This window comes from Pseudomonas sp. 1912-s, assembly GCF_029269205.1.
In the GTDB taxonomy this organism is placed as follows: domain Bacteria; phylum Pseudomonadota; class Gammaproteobacteria; order Pseudomonadales; family Pseudomonadaceae; genus Aquipseudomonas.
This window is the reverse complement of record NZ_JARIXR010000013.1, coordinates 113,822-139,972: the sequence shown is the minus strand read 5'-3', so window position 1 is coordinate 139,972 and position 26,151 is coordinate 113,822. Positions and strand designations below refer to the sequence as shown.

The 26,151-nt window shown below is 59.2% G+C and carries 30 protein-coding genes and 1 tRNA gene; 5 read left to right on the top strand and 26 right to left on the bottom strand.

Annotated elements, in window-relative coordinates; translation table 11 throughout:
* Positions 1 to 69: 69 nt before the first annotated feature.
* From der to trmJ, 19 genes are all read right to left on the bottom strand, one after another.
* Positions 70 to 1,539 (bottom strand): ribosome biogenesis GTPase Der, encoded by a 1,470-nt coding sequence (gene der / locus P3C29_RS18005; RefSeq protein WP_003209661.1) that lies wholly within the window; start codon positions 1,537 to 1,539, stop codon positions 70 to 72.
* 139 nt (positions 1,540 to 1,678) lie between these two features.
* Complete coding sequence (gene bamB, locus P3C29_RS18000; protein WP_029616169.1) at positions 1,679 to 2,830, bottom strand: outer membrane protein assembly factor BamB; 1,152 nt, start codon at positions 2,828 to 2,830, stop codon at positions 1,679 to 1,681.
* Positions 2,823 to 3,464 carry a tetratricopeptide repeat protein gene (locus tag P3C29_RS17995; protein WP_010176862.1) on the bottom strand — a complete coding sequence of 214 codons (642 nt, stop codon included), beginning with the start codon at positions 3,462 to 3,464 and terminating at the stop codon, positions 2,823 to 2,825. The genes bamB and P3C29_RS17995 overlap by 8 nt, the downstream gene beginning before the upstream one ends.
* 40 nt (positions 3,465 to 3,504) lie before the next feature.
* Complete coding sequence (gene hisS, locus P3C29_RS17990) at positions 3,505 to 4,794, bottom strand: histidine--tRNA ligase (protein ID WP_003209664.1); 1,290 nt, start codon at positions 4,792 to 4,794, stop codon at positions 3,505 to 3,507.
* Positions 4,795 to 4,817: 23 nt separating this feature from the next.
* On the bottom strand, positions 4,818 to 5,927 hold the full coding sequence (ispG, locus tag P3C29_RS17985) for a flavodoxin-dependent (E)-4-hydroxy-3-methylbut-2-enyl-diphosphate synthase (RefSeq protein ID WP_003209666.1): 1,110 nt from the start codon (positions 5,925 to 5,927) through the stop codon (positions 4,818 to 4,820).
* A 4-nt stretch (positions 5,928 to 5,931) separates the two neighbouring features.
* Entirely contained in the window at positions 5,932 to 6,945 is a 1,014-nt protein-coding gene (locus tag P3C29_RS17980) for a RodZ family helix-turn-helix domain-containing protein (protein ID WP_275965058.1), read from the bottom strand.
* Positions 6,945 to 7,703: a type IV pilus biogenesis/stability protein PilW gene (gene pilW / locus P3C29_RS17975; protein WP_275965057.1), complete on the bottom strand. Its 759-nt coding sequence runs from the start codon at positions 7,701 to 7,703 to the stop codon at positions 6,945 to 6,947. The genes P3C29_RS17980 and pilW overlap by 1 nt, the downstream gene beginning before the upstream one ends.
* Before the next feature lie 12 nt (positions 7,704 to 7,715).
* A complete protein-coding gene (gene rlmN, locus P3C29_RS17970) occupies positions 7,716 to 8,864 on the bottom strand; it encodes a 23S rRNA (adenine(2503)-C(2))-methyltransferase RlmN (RefSeq protein ID WP_003209670.1) in 1,149 nt (382 codons plus the stop codon).
* Between the two features lie 30 nt (positions 8,865 to 8,894).
* Positions 8,895 to 9,320, bottom strand: coding sequence for a nucleoside-diphosphate kinase (ndk, locus tag P3C29_RS17965; RefSeq protein WP_003175956.1), 426 nt, complete (start codon positions 9,318 to 9,320; stop codon positions 8,895 to 8,897).
* A gap of 90 nt (positions 9,321 to 9,410) precedes the next feature.
* On the bottom strand, positions 9,411 to 9,611 hold the full coding sequence (iscX, locus tag P3C29_RS17960) for a Fe-S cluster assembly protein IscX (protein ID WP_010176866.1): 201 nt from the start codon (positions 9,609 to 9,611) through the stop codon (positions 9,411 to 9,413).
* A 14-nt stretch (positions 9,612 to 9,625) separates the two neighbouring features.
* Positions 9,626 to 9,967, bottom strand: a complete 342-nt coding sequence (fdx, locus tag P3C29_RS17955; RefSeq protein WP_010176867.1) for an ISC system 2Fe-2S type ferredoxin — start codon at positions 9,965 to 9,967, stop codon at positions 9,626 to 9,628.
* A 3-nt stretch (positions 9,968 to 9,970) separates the two neighbouring features.
* Positions 9,971 to 11,833, bottom strand: a complete 1,863-nt coding sequence (hscA, locus tag P3C29_RS17950; RefSeq protein ID WP_169387168.1) for a Fe-S protein assembly chaperone HscA — start codon at positions 11,831 to 11,833, stop codon at positions 9,971 to 9,973.
* A gap of 51 nt (positions 11,834 to 11,884) precedes the next feature.
* On the bottom strand, positions 11,885 to 12,406 hold the full coding sequence (gene hscB, locus P3C29_RS17945) for a co-chaperone HscB (RefSeq protein WP_010176869.1): 522 nt from the start codon (positions 12,404 to 12,406) through the stop codon (positions 11,885 to 11,887).
* 8 nt (positions 12,407 to 12,414) lie between these two features.
* Positions 12,415 to 12,738, bottom strand: coding sequence for an iron-sulfur cluster assembly protein IscA (iscA, locus tag P3C29_RS17940; RefSeq protein WP_003209680.1), 324 nt, complete (start codon positions 12,736 to 12,738; stop codon positions 12,415 to 12,417).
* Positions 12,739 to 12,766: 28 nt separating this feature from the next.
* Positions 12,767 to 13,153, bottom strand: a complete 387-nt coding sequence (gene iscU / locus P3C29_RS17935) for a Fe-S cluster assembly scaffold IscU (RefSeq protein WP_003175965.1) — start codon at positions 13,151 to 13,153, stop codon at positions 12,767 to 12,769.
* Positions 13,154 to 13,255: 102 nt separating this feature from the next.
* A complete protein-coding gene (locus tag P3C29_RS17930) occupies positions 13,256 to 14,470 on the bottom strand; it encodes an IscS subfamily cysteine desulfurase (RefSeq protein WP_008438290.1) in 1,215 nt (404 codons plus the stop codon).
* Between the two features lie 50 nt (positions 14,471 to 14,520).
* On the bottom strand, positions 14,521 to 15,012 hold the full coding sequence (gene iscR / locus P3C29_RS17925) for a Fe-S cluster assembly transcriptional regulator IscR (protein ID WP_003210305.1): 492 nt from the start codon (positions 15,010 to 15,012) through the stop codon (positions 14,521 to 14,523).
* Positions 15,013 to 15,311: 299 nt separating this feature from the next.
* Positions 15,312 to 16,094, bottom strand: a complete 783-nt coding sequence (cysE, locus tag P3C29_RS17920) for a serine O-acetyltransferase (RefSeq protein ID WP_201121638.1) — start codon at positions 16,092 to 16,094, stop codon at positions 15,312 to 15,314.
* 2 nt (positions 16,095 to 16,096) lie between these two features.
* Entirely contained in the window at positions 16,097 to 16,867 is a 771-nt protein-coding gene (gene trmJ, locus P3C29_RS17915) for a tRNA (cytosine(32)/uridine(32)-2'-O)-methyltransferase TrmJ (RefSeq protein WP_275965056.1), read from the bottom strand.
* Between the two features lie 145 nt (positions 16,868 to 17,012).
* On the opposite strand from trmJ, the gene suhB reads away from it, so the two are divergent.
* Positions 17,013 to 17,828, top strand: a complete 816-nt coding sequence (gene suhB / locus P3C29_RS17910) for an inositol-phosphate phosphatase (protein WP_003175971.1) — start codon at positions 17,013 to 17,015, stop codon at positions 17,826 to 17,828.
* 51 nt (positions 17,829 to 17,879) lie between these two features.
* Here the strand turns inward: suhB and P3C29_RS17905 are convergent, their stop codons facing one another.
* From P3C29_RS17905 to queA, 6 genes are all read right to left on the bottom strand, one after another.
* Positions 17,880 to 18,428: a glycine zipper 2TM domain-containing protein gene (locus P3C29_RS17905; RefSeq protein WP_003210309.1), complete on the bottom strand. Its 549-nt coding sequence runs from the start codon at positions 18,426 to 18,428 to the stop codon at positions 17,880 to 17,882.
* A 123-nt stretch (positions 18,429 to 18,551) separates the two neighbouring features.
* Entirely contained in the window at positions 18,552 to 19,466 is a 915-nt protein-coding gene (gene secF / locus P3C29_RS17900) for a protein translocase subunit SecF (RefSeq protein WP_003210311.1), read from the bottom strand.
* Positions 19,467 to 19,475: 9 nt separating this feature from the next.
* Complete coding sequence (secD, locus tag P3C29_RS17895; RefSeq protein WP_010176872.1) at positions 19,476 to 21,344, bottom strand: protein translocase subunit SecD; 1,869 nt, start codon at positions 21,342 to 21,344, stop codon at positions 19,476 to 19,478.
* A 62-nt stretch (positions 21,345 to 21,406) separates the two neighbouring features.
* The gene (gene yajC, locus P3C29_RS17890; RefSeq protein ID WP_003175975.1) at positions 21,407 to 21,745 is read right to left on the bottom strand and encodes a preprotein translocase subunit YajC; all 339 of its coding nucleotides are present in this window, start codon (positions 21,743 to 21,745) and stop codon (positions 21,407 to 21,409) included.
* Positions 21,746 to 21,788: 43 nt separating this feature from the next.
* Positions 21,789 to 22,904 carry a tRNA guanosine(34) transglycosylase Tgt gene (gene tgt, locus P3C29_RS17885; protein WP_201121961.1) on the bottom strand — a complete coding sequence of 372 codons (1,116 nt, stop codon included), beginning with the start codon at positions 22,902 to 22,904 and terminating at the stop codon, positions 21,789 to 21,791.
* A gap of 5 nt (positions 22,905 to 22,909) precedes the next feature.
* On the bottom strand, positions 22,910 to 23,959 hold the full coding sequence (gene queA, locus P3C29_RS17880; RefSeq protein WP_169387167.1) for a tRNA preQ1(34) S-adenosylmethionine ribosyltransferase-isomerase QueA: 1,050 nt from the start codon (positions 23,957 to 23,959) through the stop codon (positions 22,910 to 22,912).
* A gap of 108 nt (positions 23,960 to 24,067) precedes the next feature.
* On the opposite strand from queA, the gene P3C29_RS17875 reads away from it, so the two are divergent.
* Together P3C29_RS17875 and P3C29_RS17870 are read left to right on the top strand one after the other, a co-directional pair.
* A tRNA-Leu gene (locus P3C29_RS17875) sits at positions 24,068 to 24,152 on the top strand.
* Between the two features lie 94 nt (positions 24,153 to 24,246).
* Positions 24,247 to 24,576: a hypothetical protein gene (locus P3C29_RS17870; RefSeq protein ID WP_201121639.1), complete on the top strand. Its 330-nt coding sequence runs from the start codon at positions 24,247 to 24,249 to the stop codon at positions 24,574 to 24,576.
* On the opposite strand, the gene P3C29_RS17865 is transcribed toward P3C29_RS17870, so the two are convergent.
* The gene (locus P3C29_RS17865; protein WP_201121640.1) at positions 24,573 to 25,208 is read right to left on the bottom strand and encodes a LysE family translocator; all 636 of its coding nucleotides are present in this window, start codon (positions 25,206 to 25,208) and stop codon (positions 24,573 to 24,575) included. The genes P3C29_RS17870 and P3C29_RS17865 overlap by 4 nt on opposite strands.
* A gap of 157 nt (positions 25,209 to 25,365) precedes the next feature.
* Here P3C29_RS17865 and P3C29_RS17860 point away from each other — a divergent pair, with 157 nt between their 5' ends.
* Both P3C29_RS17860 and P3C29_RS17855 read left to right on the top strand, forming a co-directional pair.
* Positions 25,366 to 25,734, top strand: a complete 369-nt coding sequence (locus P3C29_RS17860) for a PH domain-containing protein (protein WP_177075462.1) — start codon at positions 25,366 to 25,368, stop codon at positions 25,732 to 25,734.
* Positions 25,735 to 25,771: 37 nt separating this feature from the next.
* Entirely contained in the window at positions 25,772 to 26,092 is a 321-nt protein-coding gene (locus P3C29_RS17855; protein WP_201121641.1) for a hypothetical protein, read from the top strand.
* The last annotated feature ends 59 nt before the right edge of the window (positions 26,093 to 26,151 follow it).

The following is a 26,151-nucleotide window of genomic DNA, read 5'->3' as shown; positions in this document are numbered from 1 at the left end:
ATGCCGCGAAGGGTCAACCGCCAGGCACAAAAAAGGGCTCTGAAAGAGCCCTTTTTTAACCGATCAGGATCAGCGCTTGTCGCGGCGCTTTTTGTCGGCTTTCTTGTGGTGCGTCATCATCCGGCGCTTTTTGTTTACCTGGCGGTCGGTGAGGCTGTTCTTGTTACCTTCGTACGGGTTCTCGCCACCCTTGAACTCGATACGGATCGGCGTACCGACCAGTTTCAAGACACGGCGATAGGTGTTTTCCAGGTAACGCACGTAGGACTTCGGCACTTTCTCCAGCTGGTTACCGTGGATCACGATAATCGGCGGGTTGGCACCACCCAAGTGGGCGTAGCGCAGCTTGATCCGACGGTTGTTGACCATCGGTGGCGCGTGCTCGCTGACCGCATCTTCAAGAATCTGGGTCAGGCGGTTGGTCGGCCAGCGGGTAACCGCGGACTTGAACGAGTTCTGCACCGACGCGTAGAGGTTGCCCACGCCGGTACCGTGCAGTGCCGAGATAAAGTGAATATCGGCGAACTCGACGAAGAACAGACGACGCTGCAGCTCGACCTTGACGTAGTCGCGCTCGCTTGGCGTCATGCCGTCCCACTTGTTGATCGCAATCACCAGGGCGCGGCCAGCTTCCAGGGCAAAGCCCAGCAAGTTCAGGTCGTGGTCTACCACGCCTTCGCGGGCGTCCATGACGAAGATCACCACGTTGGCGTCTTTGATCGCCTGCAGGGTTTTCACCACGGAGAACTTTTCAACTTCCTCGTGGATCTTGCCGCGCTTGCGCACACCGGCGGTGTCGATCAGCGTGTACTTCTCGTCGTTACGCTCGAACGGGATGTAGATACTGTCGCGGGTGGTGCCGGGCTCGTCATAGACGATGACCCGGTCTTCACCGAGCATACGGTTGACCAGGGTCGACTTGCCGACGTTCGGGCGTCCGATGATCGCGATCTTGATACCGTCTTTTTCGCTTGGGCCAGGAATGCGCTTGGCTTCCTCGCCTTCGGCAACGATCTCTTCTTCGCCTTCGACTTCATCCACGTCATCACGCGGGAAGTCGCGCAGGGCGATTTCCAGCATCTGGGTGATGCCGCGACCGTGAGCACCGGCGATCGGGATCGCGTCGCCCAGGCCCATCGGGCTGAATTCGGCGCGGGCCATTTCAGGATCGATGTTGTCGATCTTGTTGGCCACCACGTAGGAACGCTTGTTGCGCTTGCGCAGGTGCTCGCCAATCATTTGGTCAGCAGCGGTGTAGCCCGCGCGGGCGTCCACCAGGAACAACACGACATCAGCTTCTTCAATGGCCAGCAGCGACTGCTCGGCCATCTTTTCGTCCATGCCATGCTCGTCACCGGAGATACCACCGGTGTCGACAATAATGTAGGAGCGCCCTTGCCACTTTGCCTCACCGTATTGGCGATCACGGGTCAGACCGGACAAGTCGCCGACGATGGCGTCGCGAGTCCTGGTCAGGCGGTTGAACAAGGTGGACTTGCCGACGTTCGGTCGGCCCACCAGGGCGATTACGGGAACCATGCGGCTCTCCACTTCGTTATTTCAGAAAATACAAAAGCCGCTGCAAGGCAGCGGCTGGTGCTCGGGGCAGCGCTCGGAAGCGCCGCATGCCCTGCCGAAGCAGGGCCGCCTGGGAATTACCCCAAGCATAGTCAAACCATTACTTGATGGTCAGCGCTTCCAGTTTGCCGCTGTTGCCATACACGTAAAGCATGTTACCTACCACCAGCGGACGGGCACGCAGGCCGTCGCTGTCGATGCGTTCGCGACCGACGAAGCGACCGTCTACCTGGCTCAGCAGGTGCAGGTAACCTTCAAAGTCACCTACCGCTACGTAGCTGGAGAACACTTCCGGTGCCGACAGTTGACGGCGGGCCAGGGAGTCGTTGCTCCACAATGCAGTGGTGGAACGCTCGTCGACACTTTCAACGGTGCCGGACGCCAGGCTTACGTAGACGCTGCCAAACCCTTGGGCGACACCGGCGTAGCTGGAAGCATCACGCTGCCAGTTGATCCGGCCGCTTTGCACGTCCAGTGCCGCAACACGGCCCTGATAAGTGGCGACGTAGAGGGTATCACCCGACAGCAGCAAGCCACCGTCGATGTCCACTACGCGGTCCAGTTCCGAACGACCTTGAGGGATCGCGACCCGGGTTTCCCAGGCCGGCACGCCGTTCTGGGTGTCCAGGGCGACCACTTTACCGGTCGACAGGCCTGCCAGTGCCAGGTTGCTGGTCACAACCGGACCGCTGGTACCGCGCAAGGTCAGGACCGCCGGCGTGCTGTCGTACAACCAGCGCTGGTTACCGGTGGCGGCGTCGAGGCCGATCACACGGTCATCCTGGGTCTGGACGACAACCACGTCACCGTTGGTAGCCGGTGGCGAGAGCACTTCACTGGTCACGCGAGCGCGCCATTTCTCTTCACCGGTGCTCGAATCCAGCGCCACGACGTCGCCTTTCAGCGTGCCGAGCATCACCATGCCAGAACCCACGCCAACGGCGCCGGACACAGGCAATTCGAGGTCTTTCTTCCACTTGACGTCGCCGTTCATGCGATCCATGGAGACCACAACGCCGGTGGAGTCAGCGGCGAAGATGGTGTCACCGTCGATCGCCGGGACCATCAGGTTGTAAAGATCGCCCTGACCGTCACCAATGGAGCGGCTCCACTGCTTTTGCAGGACCACTTCTTCCTTGAAGCTGGTCAGCTCGGCCGGAGGCAATTCTTTTTTGCTGTTGCTGCTGCAACCCGCGGCCAAAACGGCCAGAGCCAGCAATGCTGCATGTTTCCAACGGATCACGTCACGCATCCCCTTTGGCCAAGTCGTCGAGCTTGATTTGTAAGCCACCGACCGCCGCTTCATCAGACAGCGCCGCCTTGGCTTTTTGGTACGCAGCATTGGCTTCGTCGGTACGACCCAATTGGACCAGCAGGTCGCCCTTGAGCTCTTCACGAGTAGCCAGGAATGCCTTGTCAGCATCGCCGTCGAGCAGTTTCAGTGCGTCGTCGGCCTTGTTCTGTGCCGCCAGTACCTGAGCCAGACGCTGACGTGCGATTTCACCCAGTGTCGGGTTGGCCGGCTTGTCGGTGATGGCTTTCAGCTCGGAGGCTGCGTCATCCAGCTTGCCGTTGTCGACCGCAACTTTTGCGACGAACAGGCTGCCGTATTGCGCGTAGGTGCTACCGCCGAATTCGCTCTTCAGCTTGCCGGCCAGGTCCGCCACTTGGGCGAGGTCCGGCTTGCCGTTTGGCGTCAGCGTGGTTTCCAGCAATTGCTGATAGATAATCGAGGCGCCTTGCGACTGGTTAGCCTGATACTTGTGCCAGGCTTGCCAGCCGAACACCACTACTAAAGCCAGCAAACCGCCAGTGACCAGGGGCTTGCCGTTGCGCTGCCACCAGTCTTTGAACTCGGCCAGCTGGTCATCATCAGTACTCGACACCCCAATACTCCTTAATCGCTAAATCGGCTGTTTGACAGCTTCAACCCTGCACGATGCAGGTGGCCAGGTGCGCTGCAAGCGCATCAAAGGCAATGCTTTGTTGTTCACCCTGACCACGCAGGGGTTTGAAACTTACCACTTGCTGGGCCAACTCATCATCACCCAGGATCAGTGCATACAGCGCACCGCTCTTGTCGGCTTTCTTGAACTGGCTTTTAAAGCTGCCGGCGCCGGCATTGACCTGCAGGCGCAGGTTCGGCAGTTGGTCGCGCAGCTTCTCGCTCAGGGCCAGGGCAGCCAGTTCGGCCGCCTCGCCAAAGGCACAGAAGTACACGTCCACCTGACGGGAGATTTCTTCGGGAACCTGCTCCAGGGTTTCCAGCAGCAGGATCAGCCGCTCGATGCCCATGGCGAAACCGACACCGGTGGTCGGCTTGCCGCCCATCTGCTCGACCAGGCCGTCGTAACGGCCACCGGCACACACGGTGCCCTGGGCGCCGAGCTTGTCGGTGACCCACTCGAACACGGTCTTGCTGTAGTAATCGAGGCCACGCACCAGTTTGGGATTGATGACGTAAGGAATACCGGCCGCATCCAGGCGAGCCTTGAGGCCCTCGAAGTGGATACGGGATTCGTCGTCCAGGTAGTCGGCCATTTTTGGCGCGTCCACGAGTACGGCCTGGGTCTCGGCGTTCTTGGTGTCCAGTACCCGCAGCGGGTTGGTTTTCAGACGGCGCTGGCTGTCTTCGTCCAGCTTGTCCAGGTGAGCCGACAGGAATTCGACCAGGGCTTCGCGGTAGCGACCCCGGGATTCGCTGGTGCCCAGGCTGTTGAGCTCAAGCTTCACTGCGTCACGGATGCCCAGCATGCCCCACAGGCGCCAGGTCAGTACGATCAGCTCGGCGTCGATGTCCGGACCGTCGAGGTTGAACACTTCCAGGCCTATCTGGTGGAACTGGCGATAACGGCCTTTTTGCGGACGTTCGTGGCGGAACATCGGGCCGATGTACCAAAGCTTCTGCGGCTGGCCACCGCCGGTGAGGCCATGTTCCAGCACCGCACGCACGCAGGCGGCAGTACCTTCCGGACGCAGGGTCAGGGAGTCGCCGTTACGGTCTTCGAAGGTGTACATCTCTTTTTCGACGATGTCGGTCACTTCACCGATGGAGCGCTTGAACAGCTCGGTGAACTCGACGATCGGCATGCGGATCTGCTTGTAACCGTAGTTATCCAGCAGGCGCGCGACAGTGCCCTCGAAGTAGCGCCACAGGGGCGTCTGCTCAGGCAGGATGTCGTTCATGCCACGAATGGCTTGCAGAGACTTGCTCACATCAAATCCTTAAATTCGTTCGATCAGCCGCGCGCGATAACCGCTGCGTCAGCTTCGACCTTTTCGGCCGCTTTCTGGCGGATCAGCCGTTCCAGCTCATCCACCAGATTGTCATTCGTCAGTTTCTGCGACGGCTTGCCGTCGATGTAAATCAGGTTTGGCGTACCACCGGTCAGGCCCACATGGGCCTCTTTGGCCTCACCCGGCCCGTTGACCACACAGCCAATCACCGCAACATCCAGCGGCACCAGCAGGTCCTCGAGGCGTACTTCCAGTTCGTTCATGGTTTTCACCACGTCGAAGTTCTGCCGCGAGCAGCTTGGGCAGGCAATGAAGTTGATGCCACGGGAACGCAAATGCAGGGATTTGAGAATGTCGTAGCCGACTTTCACTTCCTCTACCGGGTCTGCCGCGAGGGAGATGCGAATAGTATCGCCAATCCCGTCGGCCAGCAGCATACCGAGACCCACCGCAGATTTCACTGTGCCTGAGCGTAAACCGCCGGCTTCGGTGATACCCAGGTGCAATGGCTGGACGATTTCCTTGGCCAGCAGGCGGTACGCTTCTACCGCCATGAACACGTCGGAAGCCTTTACGCTGACCTTGAAGTCCTGGAAATTCAGGCGCTCAAGGTGTTCAACGTGGCGCAACGCGGACTCGACCAATGCTGCCGGAGTCGGCTCGCCGTATTTCTTTTGCAGGTCTTTTTCCAGGGAGCCGGCATTGACGCCGATGCGGATTGGAATCCCGCGATCACGGGCAGCATCCACCACGGCGCGAACCCGGTCTTCACGACCGATGTTGCCCGGGTTGATCCGCAGGCAATCGACGCCCAGTTCGGCCACGCGCAAAGCGATCTTGTAGTCGAAGTGGATATCGGCGACCAGCGGCACCTTGACCAGTTGCTTGATGCGGCCAAAGGCTTCGGCAGCGTCCATGTCCGGCACGGACACCCGCACGATGTCGACGCCAGCCGCTTCCAGACGATTGATCTGGGCAACGGTGGCCGCCACATCATTGGTGTCGCTGTTGGTCATGCTCTGTACAGCGATGGGGGCATCGCCGCCCACCGGCACCGAGCCGACCCAGATCTTGCGCGATACGCGACGTTTGATTGGAGATTCGCCGTGCATGACTTTATTGTCCCAACTTGAGGCGAGCAGTCTCGCCACTGGTGAACGGCGCCACGTCCACAGGCTGGCCGTTGTAGGCCACTTGCGCGCCACGGGCGAAGCCCAGACGCAGCGTCAAAGGAGGCTTGCCGCCCTGGTCAAGTGTATCTCCCTTACGCTTCAGACCACTGAACAGCACCTTGCCGTTGCCATCGGAGACTTGCGTCCAGCAGTCAGCGACGTAGGTAATTTGTACTCGGCCATCACCGGCGATAAGCACCGGCGTGGTTGGCGCGGAAATCGCCGGGGCTACCGGGGTGACCGGAGCCGTTGTCGCCGGAGCCGGTGCAGGCGCAGCCGGGGCATGGGCCGGAGCGGCTGGCGTGTGAGCCGGAGCAACAGGCGTCGTTGCAACCGCTGGAGCGGGTGCGACGGCAGGAGCGGCAGGGACAGCCCCGGCCTCCGGCGCAGGTTGCTCGGCGCCAGGCTCTGCCTCAGGCGCCGCCTGGCCCTGGGCTACAGCCTGATCTTCCGGCTCGTCCAGCGGATGAATCTGGGTGGTGCCGTCGGCGCTTTCGACTTCGACGTGCTCCATGGCGTTGCTGGACAAGTCCTTGCCGCGCTGGGAGGTCTGGTCCTGCCACCATACAAAGCCACCGCCGATCACGGCGATCAGCAGCAGCAGGCTGACAATTCGCAAAATAGTGTGGGAAACCCGCACAGGCTCTTCTATGCGGCCCAGGCCGTGGACATTGCTGCCCTGGGAATCGGTGCCGGTGATCTGGTCGAATTCCTGGACCAATGCGGCCTGGTCGATACCGAGCAACTTGGCGTAGGCGCGGATATAGCCGCGGGCAAAGGTATGCCCTGGCAGCTTGTCGAACGCGCCAGCTTCAAGGTTGCCCAATGAAGTCGTGGTCAAATTGAGCTTGAGGGCCACTTCTGCCAGCGACCAACCATTGCTTTCGCGGGCCTGACGCAAGGTCTCGCCTGGGTTTCCACGATTAGCTGCTACAACTTCCGGGTGCGCCGCTTTCATCATTGCTCCGACAGGTATTGCTGATATTCCGGCGTACCGGGATAGAGTCGTTCGAGTTGCTGGCCAAAACGTGCGGCCTTGTCGCGTTCTTCATGAACCGTCGCCAGGCGCACACCGAGCAATAGACTACGTGCATTTTGCCCGCTCAGCAGGCTAAAACGCTCGTAATAGTCACGTGCCGGCACATAATGCCTGTCTTCGAAGGACAACTCAGCCATTTCGAGCAATGCTCGTGGCTGGCGCTGGTTCAGGTGCAGGGCTTTTTCCAGTTGCTGGCGGGCGCTGTCGCGCTGGCCAAGAAGCATTGAGGTCACCCCAAGGTTCTCGAAAACCCGCGAACGCTCAGGATAGAGGGTATCGGCCGCAGCCTGCTGGAAATATTCGGACGCCTGGTCATAACGTTTCTGCGCAAACAGAAAACTGCCGTAATTGTTCAGCAGTCTCGGGTCGCCAGGACGAATGGCCAAGGCCTTGTGGAAATATTGATCGGCCAGTTCGGGCTCGGCCTGGGCCTGGAACACCAAGGCCAATGCAGCATTGGCGTCAGCGTCGCTGGCGTCCAGTTCAAGGGCCTTCTTCAGCGGCAGCTTGGCCTGTTCGGCCATCCCTTGCTGCAAGTACCCCAAGCCCAGCTGCACATAGGCAGCACGCGCTTCGTCACGGCCCTTGCCGGTTTGCAACGGGCTGTCATGACCCGATGAAACACAGCCAGCCGAGAGGCTGGCAACAAGCAAAAGCAGCGCAAGGCGCAAGGGCATAGAGATCCTCTCTCAGGTTCGAGTCGCGGCACTTTGCGGCATATCGTCGGCGGCACTCAATTCACGCACGGCGATATAACGTTCGCTGCGACGGGTGCGATCCAGCACCTGTCCTACCAATTGGCCACATGCTGCATCGATGTCTTCGCCGCGGGTGGTGCGCACGGTGACGTTGAAGCCTGCATGGTGCAGTTGATCCTGGAAACGGCGGATGGCGTTGTTGCTCGGCCGCTCGTAGCCAGAATGGGGAAACGGGTTAAACGGAATCAGGTTGATCTTGCACGGTACATTCTTGAGCAGCTCGATCATCTCGACCGCGTGCTCGACCTTGTCGTTGATGTCCTTGAGCATGGTGTACTCAATGGTCAACACACGTTTTTCGCCCAAGGTCGCCATATAGCGCTGGCAAGATTCGAGCAGCATCTTAAGCGGATACTTCTTGTTGATCGGCACCAATTGGTTACGCAATGCGTCATTCGGTGCGTGCAGCGACAACGCCAGGGAGACGTCGATGTGCTTGGCCAGCTCATCGATCATCGGTACCACGCCGGAGGTCGACAGGGTCACACGGCGCTTGGAGATGCCGTAGCCCAGGTCGTCCATCATCAGGTGCATGGCCGCAACCACGTTGTCGAAGTTCAGCAGCGGCTCGCCCATGCCCATCATCACCACGTTGGTGATGGCACGGTCGGCGGTTGCCGGGATGCTGCCGAACGATTTATTGGCAATCCACACCTGGCCGATGACTTCGGCGGCGGTGAGGTTGCTGTTGAAACCTTGCTTGCCGGTGGAGCAGAAACTGCAATCCAGGGCACAGCCTGCCTGGGACGAAACGCACAGCGTGCCGCGTTTGCCCTGGGGAATGTACACGGTCTCGACGCAGCTGCCGGACGCCACGCGCACCACCCACTTACGGGTGCCGTCGGTGGAAATGTCCTCGCTGACCACTTCGGGGCCGCGAACTTCGGCAATGGCCTTGAGCTTGTCGCGCAGGGCCTTGCTGACGTTCGTCATGGCGTCGAAATCATCGACGCCAAGATGGTGAATCCACTTCATTACCTGAGCGGCACGAAAACGCTTCTCCCCGATTGAGTCGAAGAATTTTTCCATTTCCTGTTGAGTCAGACCCAGCAGGTTGGTTTTTGCAGTCAATGTAGTCATGGATTCACCTTCGCTCTTTTAAGCCAATGCTTAGCGAGCGGTTACTTCAGTAGCAGCGAAAAAGTACGAGATTTCGCGGGCAGCAGCGGCTTCGGAGTCCGAACCGTGAACGGCGTTGGCGTCGATCGATTCAGCGAAGTCAGCACGGATGGTGCCGGCAGCTGCTTCTTTAGGGTTGGTAGCGCCCATCAGCTCACGGTTCAGAGCGATAGCGTTTTCGCCTTCCAGAACCTGAACAACAACCGGACCGGAGATCATGAAGGCAACCAGGTCGCCGAAGAAACCACGAGCGCTGTGCTCAGCGTAGAAGCCTTCAGCTTCAGCCTTGGACAGTTGCTTGAGTTTCGAAGCTACAACCTTCAGGCCGGCTTTTTCGAAACGGGTGGTGATCTCGCCGATGACGTTTTTTGCAACAGCGTCAGGCTTGATGATGGAGAAAGTACGTTGAACAGCCATGGTGTAACTCCAGAAACGGTAATTTGCGAAAAATTAAACCCGCGAATTATACGCGGGTTCTTGGGTATTGCCTAACTGCGTAAAATGGTCCTAGTCCCGCTCATCGTTCCAGGCTGTCTGGATAGCTTCCAGTACCTTCTCGCCGCCTCGATCAGGAATATCATCGAATTCGGGCAGTTCCATGACCATCTGACGCAATTTGACGAAGTTCACCGAATAGGGATCCGTATCCGGGTATTTGTCCGCCAACTGAATAGCAATTTCTTGCACTTCAACCCATTTAAGACTCATGACGCTTCCTTGAATCAGTGCGGCGCTTCGGCGGCATGGTTGAGCGAGTATTTCGGGATCTCGACGGTAAGGTCTTCTGTTCCCACTTTTGCCTGACAGCTCAAGCGCGATGTCGGCTCCAGGCCCCACGCCCTATCAAGATAGTCCTCTTCCAGCTCATCAGCCTCTTCGAGGCTGTTGAAACCTTCGCGGACGATGCAGTGGCAGGTGGTACAGGCGTTGACGCCGCCGCAGGCGCTTTCGATCTCGATGTGGTTGTCGTGAGCGACTTCGAGAATGGACTTGCCGGTCTCAGCCTCCACAACCATACCGTCCGGGCAATGCTCGGCGTGTGGCAGAAAAATGATCTGCGGCATCAGTTAATCCTCAAGTTCGTTCAAGTTGCGGCCCGCCAGGGCGGCTTTCACCGTCTGGTCCATACGACGGGCGGCAAAGGCATCGGTCACTTGCGACAGGCGCTTGGTCTGTTGCTCGATGGCGTAACCATCGGTGCCTTTCATCAATTCAGCCAGTTCCTGCATTTGCAGGTCGATGACCATGCGCTCTTCGGCATCCAGAAGACGCTCACCGTCGGCATCAAGGGCGCCCTGCACCGCTTCAAGCAGGCGCTGGGCGTCAACTTGCTGCTCACGCAACACGCGGGCGACCTTGTCGTCACCGGCGTACTGGAACGAATCCTTGAGCATCTTGGCGATTTCGCCGTCGGTCAGGCCGTAGGACGGCTTGACCTGGATGCTGGCTTCGACGCCGGAGGCCAATTCGCGCGCAGCAACGCTGAGCAAACCGTCGGCGTCGACCTGGAAGGTCACGCGAATCTTCGCCGCACCGGCCACCATCGCTGGAATACCGCGCAACTCAAAGCGCGCCAGGGAACGGCAGTCGCTGATCAGTTCACGCTCGCCTTGCAGCACATGAATCATCATGGCCGTCTGGCCGTCTTTGTAGGTGGTGAAGTCCTGGGCGCGAGCAACGGGGATGGTGGTGTTGCGTGGAATCACCTTCTCCATCAGGCCGCCCATGGTTTCCAACCCCAGGGACAACGGAATCACGTCGAGAAGAAGCAGTTCGCCACCATCGCGTTTGTTACCGGCGAGGGTATCGGCCTGGATCGCGGCACCAATGGCCACCACTTGATCCGGGTCGATTTCGGTCAACGGTTGGCGACCAAAGGCTTCAGCAACAGCTTCGCGGACACGTGGCACGCGGGTCGAACCACCCACCATGACCACGGCAGCCACGTCTTCCAGCTCGACACCCGAGTCACGCACCGCGCGACGGCAGGCTTTCAGGCTGCGCGCGACCATCGGCTCGATCAACGAATCAAAGGCTTCGCGGGTCAGTTGAGCAGACCAACTACCGTAGGAAACCTCAACCGATGCAGCATCAGTCAGAGCCTCTTTAGCGGCGCAGGCGGTTTGCAGCAGGTTACGTTGCGCGCCCGGATCCAGGTCGGCAGACAAGCCGGCACTGGTGATGATCCAGCCAGCAATGGCGTGATCGAAGTCATCGCCACCCAGGGCGGTGTCGCCACCGGTAGCCAGCACTTCGAAGACACCGCCGGTCAGGCGCAGGATCGAAATATCAAAGGTGCCGCCGCCCAGGTCGTAAATAGCGACCAGGCCTTCGGCGTGCTGATCCAGGCCATAAGCCACAGCGGCCGCGGTCGGCTCGTTGAGCAGGCGCAGCACGTTCAGGCCGGCCAGTTTCGCCGCATCCTTGGTGGCCTGGCGCTGAGCGTCATCGAAATACGCAGGAACAGTAATCACCGCCCCCACCAGTTCGCCGCCCAGGGTGGTTTCTGCGCGCTGACGCAGCACCTTGAGGATATCGGCCGACACTTCCACCGGGCTTTTCGGACCCTGGATGGTGTCGATGAACGGCATATGGGATTCGCCGCCGACAAAGCGGTACGGCAGCTGGTCGCCCAGTTGCTTGACGTCGGACAGACCACGACCCATCAAGCGCTTGACCGACAGCACGGTGTTCAGGGGGTCGGTAGACGCCGCCAGCTTGGCCGACTCGCCCACTTCGGTGCGGTCGGCGTGATAGCGCACGGCAGACGGCAGGATGACTTGGCCATCCGCGTCGGGCAGCGGCTCGGAAAGGCCGCTGCGCAACGCAGCGACCAGCGAATTGGTAGTGCCCAAGTCAATCCCGACCGCCAGACGACGCTGGTGCGGTTGAGGACTTTGACCGGGTTCGGCGATCTGCAGTAGGGCCATGGTAATCAGGACTTATCTGTATATCAGGCGTGCAACCTGGGCGGCACTGGGTTAATCGTCGAGGCGCTCTTCTAACTGGCGCACTTCGTAGGTGAGCTTGTCGAGGAACTGCATGCGCCGCATCAGGCGCTCGGCCTGCTCACGTTGTGCTGCATCATCCCAACAGGCTGCGAAGCTTTCGTTGAGTTCATCCTGGGCCACTTTCAGACGACGCTTGAAGACTGCGATTCCGGCCAGGTCGGCTTCGTCCTGCAGTTCTTCGAGTTCTTCGCGCCATTGCATCTGCTGCATCAGGAAATCAGGGTCCTGGACCGTGACTTCAAGCGGCAGCTCGCGACCGCCCATGGCGAGCAGGTAGCGCGCGCGTTTGGGAGGGTTCTTGAGCGTCTGATAGGCTTCGTTGAGGCTGGCTGATTGCTCCAGCGCCAGGCGTTGCTCACGCTCGGAAGCGTCAGCGAAGCGGTCCGGATGCACCCCACGCGCCAGTTCACGGTAGCGCGTGGCAAGCTGTTCAAGGTCCAGTCGAAAACTCGGCTGCAGCTCGAACAAAGCGAAATGACAAGGAGTACCCACAATCAGCCTCAGATGTTGAAGCTTTCGCCGCAGCCACATTCACCGCGTACGTTGGGGTTGTTGAACTTGAAGCCTTCGTTCAACCCTTCCTTGACGAAATCGAGTTCGGTGCCGTCCAGGTAAGTCAGGCTTTTCGGGTCGATGATCACTTTTTCGCCGTGACTTTCGAACACCTGATCTTCCTCGACCACCTCGTCGACAAACTCCAGCACGTAGGCAAGGCCGGAACAGCCTGTGGTGCGAACACCCAGACGAATCCCCTCACCTTTACCGCGCCCATTCAGGGAGCGGCGAATGTGCTGCGCAGCCGCTTCTGTCATGCTGATAGCCATCGTGACTCCTTACTCGTCGCCAAATTGCTTAGATCAAGCCTTTCTTCTGCTTGTAGTCGCGAACGGCCGCCTTGATGGCGTCTTCTGCGAGTACCGAGCAGTGGATTTTCACTGGCGGCAAGGCCAGTTCTTCGGCCAGCTGGGTGTTGCTGATAGTCACAGCCTCATCCAGGGTCTTGCCTTTCATCCATTCGGTCGCCAGGGAGCTGGAGGCGATGGCCGAACCGCAACCGTAAGTCTTGAACTTGGCGTCTTCGATAACGCCAGCGTCGTTGACCTTGATCTGCAGGCGCATAACGTCGCCGCACGCCGGAGCGCCGACCATGCCGGTGCCGACATCAGGGTCTTCCGCGTTCATCTTGCCGACGTTGCGCGGGTTTTCGTAGTGGTCGATGACCTTTTCGCTGTAAGCCATGGTACTGAATCCTCACTCATCAGGGCCGCTCTGGAACCCTGTAAACACGCCTGCGTTTTCCGCCACGTCTTTACAGAGCCTTTTGGGTGGCGGCTTCTATATTTAGTGTGCCGCCCACTCGATCTTGGAAATGTCGACACCGTCCTTGTACATGTCCCACAGCGGGGACAAGGTACGCAGCTTGGTGACGGCCTCGCAGACTTTCTGCGCGGCGTAGTCGACTTCTTCTTCGGTGGTGAAACGGCCGAACGTAAAGCGGATCGAGCTGTGAGCCAGTTCGTCGTTGCGGCCCAGGGCGCGCAGGACGTAGGACGGCTCAAGGGAAGCCGAGGTGCAGGCCGAACCGGACGAAACCGCCAGATCCTTGAGCGCCATGATCAGCGACTCGCCTTCGACGTAGTTGAAGCTCAAATTCAGGTTGTGCGGTACACGGGCGGTCATGCTGCCGTTGATGTACAGCTCTTCAAGGTGCTCGACCTGCTTGTAGAAGCGATCGCTCAGGGCCTTGATGCGCACGTTTTCGGCAGCCATGTCTTCCTTGGCCACACGGAATGCTTCGCCGATGCCGACGATCTGGTGGGTCGCCAGGGTACCCGAACGCATGCCGCGTTCGTGACCGCCACCGTGCATGGTGGCTTCGATACGCACGCGAGGCTTGCGGCTCACGTAGAGTGCGCCAATGCCTTTAGGACCGTAGGTCTTGTGGGCAGAGAACGACATCAGGTCGACTTTCAGCTTCGACAGGTCGATGTCGACCTTGCCGGTGGACTGAGCCGCATCGACGTGCAGCAACACGCCCTTGGAGCGCGTCAGCTCGCCGATGGCGGCGATGTCGTTGATGGTGCCGATTTCGTTGTTCACGTGGATGACGGAAACCAGGATGGTGTCTTCACGCATCGCCGCTTCGATCATCGCAGGGGTCACAATACCGTCGGTGGTTGGTTCGAGGTAGGTGACCTCAAACCCTTCACGCTCCAGTTGGCGCATGGTGTCGAGGACAGCCTTGTGCTCAATCTTGGTGGTGATCAGGTGCTTGCCCTTGGTCGCATAGAAATGCGCCGCACCCTTGATTGCCAGGTTGTCGGACTCGGTGGCACCGGAGGTCCAGACGATTTCGCGCGGGTCGGCATTCACCAGGTCAGCGACCTGGCGACGAGCGTTTTCCACGGCTTCTTCAGCTTTCCAGCCGAACACGTGGGAACGGGACGCCGGGTTGCCGAAGTTTCCGTCAACCAGCAGGCACTCGCTCATCTTTTGCGCGACACGCGGATCAACCGGGGTGGTCGCTGAGTAATCAAGGTAAATCGGCAATTTCATGGACTTTCTCCTAAATCAGGCTGGCTGGCGTGCCGTTAGCTCTTCGGCTGTCACTCGACGGCGGACGCTTCAATCTTGTCCAGACGCGGCGCCTTGGTGTTGCAACGGCGCTGGTCCTGACGCTGGGCTACTTCTTGCACCTCACGGCGAGTCACAAGATCAGCCAAGCTGATACCACTCAAAAACTCATGGATCTGCAGGCTCAGGTCACACCACAAGTGGTGCGTCAGGCAGGTGTCGCCGGCGTGGCAATCACCCAGGCCCTGGCATTTGGTAGCATCGACGGATTCGTTCACCGCGTCGATCACCTGGGCTACCTGGATGCCCTGCATGTCGCGGGACAGTTGATAGCCGCCGCCTGGACCACGAACGCTGGAAACCAGATTGCTGCGGCGCAATTTGGCGAACAACTGCTCGAGGTAGGACAGGGAAATGCCTTGGCGCTCGGAGATATCGGCCAGGGACACCGGCCCATTTTGCGCGTGCAAGGCCAGATCAAGCATGGCGGTCACCGCGTATCGGCCTTTTGTAGTCAGTCTCATGGACAAGTACCAAGGTGTTTCAGAATGGGAGCAAGTATGCGATTCCCGAGTATTTAAGTCAACTATAAGACCTAGTACTTTAGTCAGGAATACCCGCAAAAAGGGCGCGCGAATAATAGCAGGACGGGGGCGGATGGAACAGCGGGAACAGGGTCAAGCCCCCAACCTCAAGACCAATGGAGATCAAATGTGGGAGCTGGCTTGCCTGCGATAGCGGTTTGCCAGCCAGCCTATCCGGCACTGACTCGCCGCCATCGCAGGCAAGCCAGCTCCCACAGGGATCGCGACCGGCTCAAGAGTCAGCCGGCTTTGGTAGCGCTTTCGTCCTTGATCTCGGCGAAGTCTTCCGTGCGCAGCTCAGGCAGGTCCTTGGCGCAGTAGCTGCTGCCCAGGTCTTTCAAGGCGCCACACATGCCGTCCAGCTTGCCATCCACCGCCTGCAGGTGGTCGAGCAACTGGCCGATGGCACGTGCCACCGGGTCGGGCATGTCTTCGCTGACGCCATAGGCATCGAAGCCAATCTTTTCGGCCATGGCCTTGCGTTTGGCCTCCTGCTCATCACCGACTTCCGGCTTGACGATGATCCGCCCCGGAATGCCGACAACGGTTGCCCCAGGCGGCACAGCCTTGGTCACCACGGCGTTGGAGCCGACCTTGGCACCCGCACCCACGGTAAACGGACCGAGCACCTTCGCACCCGCCCCCACTACAACGCCATCTTCCAGTGTTGGATGGCGCTTACCCTTGTTCCAGGTGGTACCGCCCAGGGTTACACCCTGATACAGGGTCACGTCATCACCAATCTCGGCAGTTTCACCAATAACGATGCCCATGCCGTGGTCGATAAAGAAGCGGCGACCGACCTTGGCGCCCGGATGGATCTCGATCCCGGTCAGCCAGCGACCAAAGTTCGACACCAACCGCGCCAGCCATTTCCAGCCCATATTCCACAAGGCGCCAGACAGGCGATGGATCCAGATCGCGTGCATGCCCGGGTAGCAGGTCAGCACTTCAAAGGCATTGCGCGCCGCCGGGTCACGGTGGAAAACACTCTGGATATCTTCTCGCAAACGCTCGAACATTTTTAATCCTTCCGCTTAAGAAGCTCGCCACGGGCCGCTTTCTGGGTTTCCGTGAGGATGCCACGCAATATATTCATTTCTGCCCGGCTGACCGAGCTGCGTCCGTATAACCGGCGCAGGCGCGCCATCAAATGCCGCGGTTTTTCCGGATCGAGGAATTCGATGGCCACCAGGGTCTGCTCCAGGTGCTCATAGAATCGTTCCAGCTCGTCCATGGTGGCCAATTCGCCACTCTTGGTCGATGCAACCTCGTCTTTCTCCACCTTGCTTGGCTGGCCTTCTGCAGCCAGCCAGGCCATGCGCACTTCATAACTCAACACCTGCACCGCTGCCCCGAGGTTCAGCGAGCTGAACTCAGGGTCTGATGGGATGTGCACGTGATAATGACATCGCTGCAGCTCGTCATTGGTCAGGCCGGAGTCTTCACGGCCGAACACCAAAGCGATTTCAGCACCGCCAGCGGCCTCTTCCACGACTTTGGCCCCGCATTCGCGGGGATCCAGCAGCGGCCAGGGGATGCGACGGTCGCGAGCGCTGGTGCCGAGCACCAGGTTGCAGCCGACCAGAGCGTCTTCCAGAGTGGCGACGACCTGGGCTTTTTCGAGAATGTCATTGGCGCCGGACGCGCGGGCATCGGCCTCGTGGTGCGGAAACACACGCGGCTCCACCAGCACCAGGCGCGTCAGCCCCATGTTCTTCATGGCTCGCGCCACCCCGCCGATGTTGCCGGGATGACTGGTATTGACGAGGACGACACGGATGTTTTGCAGCAAGGGAGGCGCTCTCGGACACGGGAAAGGGGAGCAAATCTTACAGAACAGCCTAAGGTTATGCCATGAAAGGTAACGTCGTCCTTCACCTGAAGAAAGTTTCTGCTAGAATGCTCGGCTTTCTTTAACAACCTTAGGTGACACATCCATGCAGCCCATGCTGAATATCGCGCTGCGCGCCGCCCGCAGCGCCAGTGAATTGATCTTCCGCTCCATCGAGCGCCTGGATACCATCAAGGTCGACGAAAAAGACGCCAAGGATTACGTATCCGAGGTGGATCGCGCCGCCGAGCAGAAAATCATCGACGCGCTGCGCAAGGCCTACCCTACCCACGGCATCCTCGGTGAAGAAACCGGCCTGCACAAAGGTAGCGGCGAAGGCGAAGACTACCTGTGGATCATCGACCCACTGGATGGCACCACCAACTTCCTGCGCGGCATCCCGCACTTTGCCGTGAGCATTGCCTGCAAATACCGTGGCCGCCTGGAACACGCTGTTGTCCTGGACCCGGTTCGCCAGGAAGAATTCACCGCCAGCCGTGGCCGTGGCGCCCAACTGAACGGTCGCCGCCTGCGCGTCAGCGGTCGCACCAGCCTCGACGGTGCCCTGCTGGGTACCGGCTTCCCGTTCCGTGACGACCAGATGGACAACCTGGAAAACTACCTGGGCATGTTCCGCGCCCTGGTTGGCCAGACCGCCGGCATCCGTCGCGCCGGCGCAGCCAGCCTGGACCTGGCTTATGTCGCTGCCGGTCGCTTTGATGCGTTCTGGGAGTCGGGCCTGTCCGAGTGGGACATGGCAGCAGGCGCACTGCTGATTCAAGAAGCCGGCGGCCTGGTGAGCGACTTCACCGGTGGTCACGACTTCCTTGAGAAAGGCCACGTGGTTGCCGGCAACACCAAATGCTTCAAGGCAGTACTGACGGCGATCCAGCCGCACCTGCCGGCTTCGCTGAAGCGCTAAGCGAGCGAGCACAAAAAAGCACCCCTAGGGGTGCTTTTTTTATACCTGAAATTACTGCTGCGGCTGGTTCTGACCGATAACCAGACGCCCTTCCTTGTCGACCGGGATCTGGTTGCCTGGATCGCGATCCATGCGCACAGAGCCTTCCTTGCCGTCCAGGGTGTAACGCACGTCGTACCCGACAACCTTGTCGCTGATGTCGTTAACGGTGTTACAGCGGGTTTGCGTGGTGGTGTAGGTATCGCGGTTCTGCATACCTTCCTGAACCTTGTTACCGGCATAACCGCCGCCGACCGCACCGGCCACCGTGGCCAGCTTCTTGCCATTACCGCCGCCGACCTGATTACCCAACAGGCCGCCCGCCAGCGCACCGACCACCGTACCGACGATCTGATGCTGATCCTGCACAGGTTTCTGCCGGGTTACGGCAACGTCCTTGCAGACTTCACGCGGGGTTTTAATCTGGGTTTTCACCGGCTGCACCGCCAGCACTTGCGCATACTCAGGGCCGCTTTTTACCAGGCTGTAGGTGGCAACAGCACCCCCGGCAGTCACACCGACAGCACCCAATACCGCACCAACCAGTAACGACTTGTTCACGTGAACCTCCTGACCATCACAAACGGACCGAACGATCCGCGCTATACCCAGCCTTGGAGCAAAAAAAAAGGCGCGAGTTCAATACTCGCGCCTTCTTTGTAACAGCAGATCAACAAACACCCATCAAGGGCGGTCGTCGACCTCCTTGCCGGTGCTGGCAGGAGGGATCAGGTCTTCGCTGTTGAGGTTCAGCCAGATCAGTACCACGTTGGCGATGTAGATCGACGAGTAGGTACCCGCCAGTACGCCGATGAACAGCGACAGCGAGAAGCCCCACAGGTTATCGCCACCGAACACCATCAGCGCGGCAATCGCCAGCAAGGTGGAGATCGAGGTCGCCATGGTGCGCAGCAGGGTCTGGGTGGTGGAGATATTGATGTTCTCGATCAACGTCGCCTTGCGCAGTACCCGGAAGTTCTCACGAACCCGGTCGAATACCACGATGGTGTCGTTGAGGGAGTAACCAATGATCGCCAGCACCGCCGCCAATACCGTCAGGTCGAAGGTGATCTGGAAGTAGGCCAGGATGCCCACGGTCACGATCACGTCGTGGATCAGCGACACAATGGCGCCGACACCGAACTTCCACTGAAAGCGGAAAGCCAGGTAGATCATGATGCCAACCAGCGCCATCAGCATGCCGAGGCCGCCCTGGTCGCGCAGCTCTTCCCCTACTTGCGGGCCCACGAACTCGACGCGCTTGACCGACGCCGGGTTGTCACCGCCGACCTTCTGCAAGGCCTCGGCTACCTGGTGACCCAGTTGCGGGTCTTCGCCCGGCATCCGCACCAGCAGGTCGGTGGTTGCACCAAAGCTCTGCACGATGGCTTCGTGATAGCCGGCCTTGACCAGCTCGTTGCGCACCAGGCTAACGTCGGCCGGCTTCTCGTAGGTCAGCTCGATGAGCGTACCGCCGGTGAAGTCCAGACCGTAGTTCAGGCCCTTATGGAACCAGCTGAACAACGCCAGAACGGTAAGGAGCATGGTGAAGCCGAACGCAACGTTGCGAACGCCCATGAAGTTGATTGTACGTAACATGGCAGCCCCTTAAATCCACAACTTCTTGAAGTCACGTCCGCCAAAGATCAGGTTGACCATTGCGCGGGTCACCATGATGGCCGTGAACATCGAGGTAAAGATACCGAGGGACATGGTCACCGCAAAACCTTTGACCGGGCCGGTGCCCATGGCAAAGAGAATCCCGCCGACCAACAGAGTGGTCAGGTTGGAGTCGAGAATCGCGGTAAATGCCCGGCCGAAGCCTTCGTTGATTGCCCGTTGCACGGTCATGCCCGCAGCGATCTCTTCACGAATCCGCGAGAAGATCAGTACGTTGGCGTCCACCGCCATACCCATGGTGAGTACGATACCGGCGATACCTGGCAGGGTCAGCGTTGCACCCAGCAGCGACATCAGGGCCAGCAGCATCACCATGTTGCCCGCCAGCGCGACGGTAGCGATGATGCCGAAGAAGCGGTAGATGGCGATGATGAACAGGGAAACGAACAGCATGCCCCACAGTGCAGCGTCGATACCCTTGGTGATGTTGTCAGCACCCAGGCTCGGGCCGATGGTGCGCTCTTCAGCGAAGTACATCGGGGCCGCCAGGCCACCGGCACGCAGCAGCAGTGCCAGTTCGGACGACTCACCCTGGCCGTTCAGGCCAGTGATGCGGAATTGAGCACCCAGCGGCGACTGGATAGTCGCCAGGCTGATGATCTTCTTCTCTTCTTTAAAGGTTTGTACCGGAACGTCTTTCTCGACGCCGTCGACCACTTGCTTGGTGTAGGTGGTGACCGGACGTTGTTCGATGAAGATCACCGCCATGCTGCGCCCGACGTTGCTGCGGGTTGCGCGGCTCATCAGTTCGCCGCCGTGGCCATCCAGGCGGATGTTCACTTCAGGCGTACCGTGCTCGCCGAAACCGGCCTTGGCGTCGGTCACCTGGTCACCGGTGATGATCAAGCCACGCTCGATCAGTGCAGGTGGGCGGTTGCCTTCACGGAACTCGAACTCTTCGGCAGTGGCGCGGGTAGCACCCGGTTCAGCCGCCAGACGGAATTCCAGGTTGGCGGTTTTACCCAGGATACGCTTGGCTTCAGCCGTGTCCTGTACACCCGGCAGCTCGACCACGATGCGGTTGGCACCCTGGCGCTGAACGATCGGCTCGGCCACACCCAGCTCGTTGACGCGGTTACGTACCGTGGTCAAGTTCTGCTTGATGGAGTATTCACGGATTTCCGCCAGCTTGGCCGGGGTCATCGCCAGACGCAGTACCGCCTGACCATTGAGGTCGGCCGGAACAATGTCGAAATCGTTGAAGTTCTTGCGGATCAGTGCACGGGCCTGTTCGCGGGTTGCTTCGTCAGCAAAACCCAACTGGATGGCACCGTTGAGCTGCGGCAGGCTGCGATAACGCAGGCGCTCTTTACGCAGCAGGCTCTTCACATCGCCTTCGTAGACTTTCAGGCGAGCGTCGAGGGCCTTGTCCATGTCCACTTCCAGCAGGAAGTGCACACCACCGGACAGGTCCAGACCCAGCTTCATCGGGTGTGCGCCAATCGCGCGCAGCCATTTTGGCGTGGTCTGTGCCAGGTTCAGCGCGACGACGTAGTCATCACCCATGACCTTGCGCACAACGTCTTTGGCCGGCAATTGGTCTTCTTGCTTGGTCAGGCGCAACAAGCCGCCCTTCGCATCAGCAGCCAAACTTGCCGCTTTAACCTGGATACCCGCGTCGGTGAGCGCTTTGCTCGCACGGTCCAGATCAGCCTGATTGACCTGCAGCGCAGTGCTGGCACCAGTGATCTGGATCGCCGGGTCATCAGGATAGAGATTGGGAGCGGAATAAATAAAACCGATCGCCAGCACCGCCAGGATCAGTACGTATTTCCACAGAGGGTATTTGTTCAGCATCACGCCGCCCGCTTATAACGCGGGGCGCCTTGCGCGCCCCGTCGATTGGTAAAGGTTGTTACTCAGATCGCTTTGAGCGTGCCTTTTGGCAGCGTGGCGGCGATGGCGCCCTTCTGGAACTTCATTTCTACGGTGTCGGAGACTTCCAGAACCACGAAAGCGTCGGACACTTTAGTGATCTTGCCGGCGATGCCGCCAGTGGTCACGACTTCGTCGCCTTTCTGCAAGCTGCCCAGCAGGTTCTTCTGCTCTTTGGCGCGCTTGGCCTGTGGACGCCAGATCATCAGGTAGAAGATGACCAGGAAGCCGACCAGGAAAATCCACTCAAAACCACCGCCCATAGGACCGGCAGCGGCCGGTGCAGCGGCATCAGCCATGGCATTAGAGATAAAAAAGCTCATTTAGCACTCCAGTTGCAAATAGTGAATCTTAGGGTCGGAAAACTCAGTCCAAGGGCGGCACAGGCAGCCCGCGCTTGGCATAGAAGGCATCGACGAAGGCGGCCAATGTACCCTGTTGAATAGCCTCGCGCAAACCAGCCATCAGGACTTGGTAGTGACGCAAATTGTGGATGGTATTCAACATGCTACCCAGCATTTCCCCGCACTTGTCCAGATGATGCAGATAAGCGCGCGAGAAGTTCTGGCAGGTGTAGCAGTCACAGGTGGGATCCAGCGGCGAATCATCATGGCGATGGAACGCGTTACGGATCTTCAGCACGCCTGTATCGATGAACAGATGCCCATTGCGGGCATTACGGGTTGGCATCACGCAATCGAACATGTCCACACCGCGGCGCACACCCTCTACGAGATCTTCCGGTTTGCCAACGCCCATAAGGTAACGAGGTTTGTCAGCCGGCATCAGGCCCGGCAGGTAGTCCAGCACCTTGATCATCTCGTGCTTGGGCTCGCCCACCGACAAACCGCCGATGGCCAGGCCGTCGAAGCCGATCTTGTCCAGACCTTCCAGCGAGCGCTTGCGCAAGCTTTCATGCATGCCGCCCTGCACGATACCGAACAGTGCAGCGGTGTTATCGCCATGGGCATTCTTCGAACGCTGGGCCCAACGCAACGACAGCTCCATCGACACCCGTGCCACGTCTTCATCGGCAGGATATGGCGTGCATTCGTCGAAAATCATCACGATGTCGGAGCCCAGGTCGCGCTGGACCTGCATCGACTCTTCCGGGCCCATGAACACTTTGGCGCCGTCGACCGGGGAGGCGAAGGTCACGCCCTCCTCCTTGATCTTGCGCATGGCGCCCAGGCTGAACACCTGGAAACCACCGGAGTCGGTCAGGATCGGGCCTTTCCACTGCATGAAGTCGTGCAGGTCGCCGTGCTTCTTGATCACTTCCGTGCCCGGGCGCAGCCACAGGTGGAAGGTGTTGCCCAGGATGATCTCCGCGCCAGTGGCGACGATGTCACGCGGCAGCATGCCTTTTACGGTGCCGTAGGTGCCGACCGGCATAAAGGCCGGGGTCTCGACGGTACCGCGAGGGAAAGTCAAACGGCCGCGGCGAGCTTTACCATCCGTGGCCAGCAATTCAAACGACATACGACTCATGATTGTTCCTCTGGGCCGCGCGGCGCCGGATTACGGGTGATAAACATCGCATCACCGTAGCTGAAAAAACGGTATCCATGCTCGATGGCGGCTTTATAGGCGGCCATGGCTTCGGGATAACCTGCGAACGCCGACACCAGCATCAACAGCGTGGATTCCGGCAAATGGAAATTGGTGACCAGGCAATCGACCACATGGAACGGCCGGCCCGGGTAGATAAAGATATCGGTGTCGCCACTGAACGGCTTGAGCACGCCATCGCGCGCCGCGCTTTCCAGCGAACGCACGCTGGTGGTGCCGACCGCCACCACACGCCCGCCGCGCGCCTTGCACGCATTGACCGCATCCACCACTTCCTGGCTGACTTCCAGCCATTCGCTGTGCATGTGATGGTCTTCGATGTTATCCACACGCACCGGCTGAAACGTGCCGGCCCCCACGTGCAGGGTCACAAAGGCCGACTCGATACCCTTGGCGGCAATCGCTTCCAGCAGCGGCTGATCGAAATGCAGCCCCGCCGTCGGTGCAGCCACGGCGCCCAGGCGCTCGGAATACACCGTCTGGTAGCGCTCGCGGTCCGAGTCTTCGTCCGGGCGGTCTATATAAGGAGGCAACGGCATGTGGCCGACGCGCTCCAGCAGCGGCAACACTTCCTCGGCAAAGCCCAACTCGAACAACGCATCGTGACGGGCGAGCATTTCAGCTTCGCCACCGCCATCAATGAGAATCTTCGAACCCGGTTTCGGCGACTTGCTGGAGCGCACATGGGCCAGCACGCGATGGCTGTCCAGCACCCGCTCCACCAGAATTTCCAGCTTGCCGCCGGAGGCTTTCTGGCCAAAAAGGCGAGCCGGAATCACCCGGGTATTGTTAAACACCATCAAGTCGCCCGGGCGTAAATGCTCAAGCAAATCAGTGAATTGACGGTGTGCGAGGGCACCACTGACCCCGTCCAGGGTCAGCAGTCGACTGGCGCGACGCTCGGCCAAAGGATGGCGAGCGATCAGCGAATCAGGGAGCTCAAAAGTAAAGTCAGCAACGCGCATGATGGGGTTCGTCTAGCAGGGCCGGGAAGTCTAGCGGAAATAGTGAAAATTGACCATGAAACGTGATTGACCAACGGTAATCTCATCTCTATACTTCGCCGCCATTGAGCCCTGATGGCGGAATTGGTAGACGCGGCGGATTCAAAATCCGTTTTCGAAAGGAGTGGGAGTTCGAGTCTCCCTCGGGGCACCATCTTAAAAAAAGACCTTGAAATTCAAGGTCTTTTTTTTCGCCTGCAGGAAAGTGATGATGAGCGGGCGAACGCGAGAAAAGAGGAACCCTGACCGTGGAACTGACGCTGGAAGCTGTAGCGCTTTTTGCTCTCAAGTTGGTGTATGAGACAGAAGGCGCGAGCCCGATTCTTCGGGACGACCTGGTCATGGACGGCTATGAGCGGGAAGTGTTTGGCTTGCTGGTGCGCCAGGGCGATGTGAATGCCATCCAGCAAAAAATCGACGAGTGCCTGGCGTTGGCCCTCGAATCCCTGGGCGGCGCACACACCGTGATGGGCCGCGAGCTGCAACGGCTCGCGGTGGATGTGCGCCAAGCGACGACACTCGAAGCACTCAATGCCCCGCTCAACGCACTCAAGGATTACCTGAAGGCGATCCTTTAACGCCTGCCTTCGACCGCCATGCGTACGGCCAGGCCCATCAGCACCGAGCCCATCAGCCAGCGCTGTACGGTTTGCCAGACCGGTTTGCGGATGAAAAATCCCGCGATCGAGCCCGCCATAAGAGCGATCAGCCCGTTGACGCTCACACTGATCATGATCTGCGTAAAGCCCAGCACCAGGGATTGCGAGAGCACGCTGGCGTGGCCGTTAGGGTCAATGAACTGGGGCAGCAACGACAAATACATCACCGCCACTTTGGGATTCAGCAGGTTGGTGACAAAGCCCATCATGAACAGCTTGCGTGGGCTGTCCTTTGGCAAATCCCGCAACTGAAACGGCGAGCGACCACCCGGCTTGACCGCCTGCCAGGCGAGGTACACCAGATACAACGCCCCGCCGAGCCGCAGCGCGTCGTAGGCATAGGGAACTGCCATCACCAACGCGGTGATACCCAATGCCGCGCAGAACATATAGACGACAAACCCCAGCGCAACGCCGCCCAAGGAAATCAGCCCGGCCACTCGCCCCTGGCAGATCGACCGCGAAATGAGGTAAATCATATTCGGACCGGGCGTCAGCACCATCCCGAGCGAGATCAGGCCATAGGCAAGCAGGCTGGACAGTTCGGGCATGGGGTAGCTCCTTGACGACGTAAAGCTTTGTAGTGTTTGGCGGGTTGTTGGCGCCATGGTAGGGCGATAAAAGAGAGGCCGTTAGATACAGATCCACGAGTAAAACGTCATACACCGGCATAGGCGTTTACCGCACCACTCACCCAAGGAAAGGCAAATGATCGACTTCAACAACAAAGGCTTCTTCAAGCTCAAGCAAAACAACGAATACGCCGAACGCGTCTCGTCCCTGCTGCTGGACGACGAGCAGGTGATCGATTCCTACAAGGCCATGCGCGACGGCGTGGTGTTCACCACCAAGCGCATCATCGCGGTGAACGTGCAAGGGATTACCGGCAGCAAGAAAGACTTCACGTCCCTGCCGTACAAAAACATCGTCGCGTATTCGGTGGAAACGTCCGGGACGTTTGACCTGGATTCGGAGCTGGAGATTTACTTTTCGGCGGTGGGGAAAGTGAAGTTTGAGTTTACGGGGAAGACGTCGATTGTGGAGATATCGAGGGTGATTTCCAAGCATGTGCTCTGAACCAATACGAAAACTCCGCTTGTAAGGACTTCCCACTATGGGCCCGAAAACCGCAGAGCTAATCGATGTGCTTGGGGATCTTGCCACCCTGCTGGAAAGCGACGGGGACAATCACTGGAGCCGCTGGATGCGTAAGGCCAAAACCTTATTGCAAGCATCCGATTACTCCGGAATCACCTATTTGCGCTCTGCATACGGCGGAATGGGTTCGTTCAATGACCTCGTTCTTGGACAAAGCAGCGAAGGCGGCGTTTTTTCCTGGAAGCCGGGATACAAAGAGTTAAACGACCGGTTGGACGAGTTACGCAACAAAGCTGCTCAATTGAGCACGGAGATACAGCGCTCTCAAGGAGAGTAAGTGTACTTGGCTCAATGTAGCGATTGATAAAGTGACATTTCCCACACCTCCCATCGAAC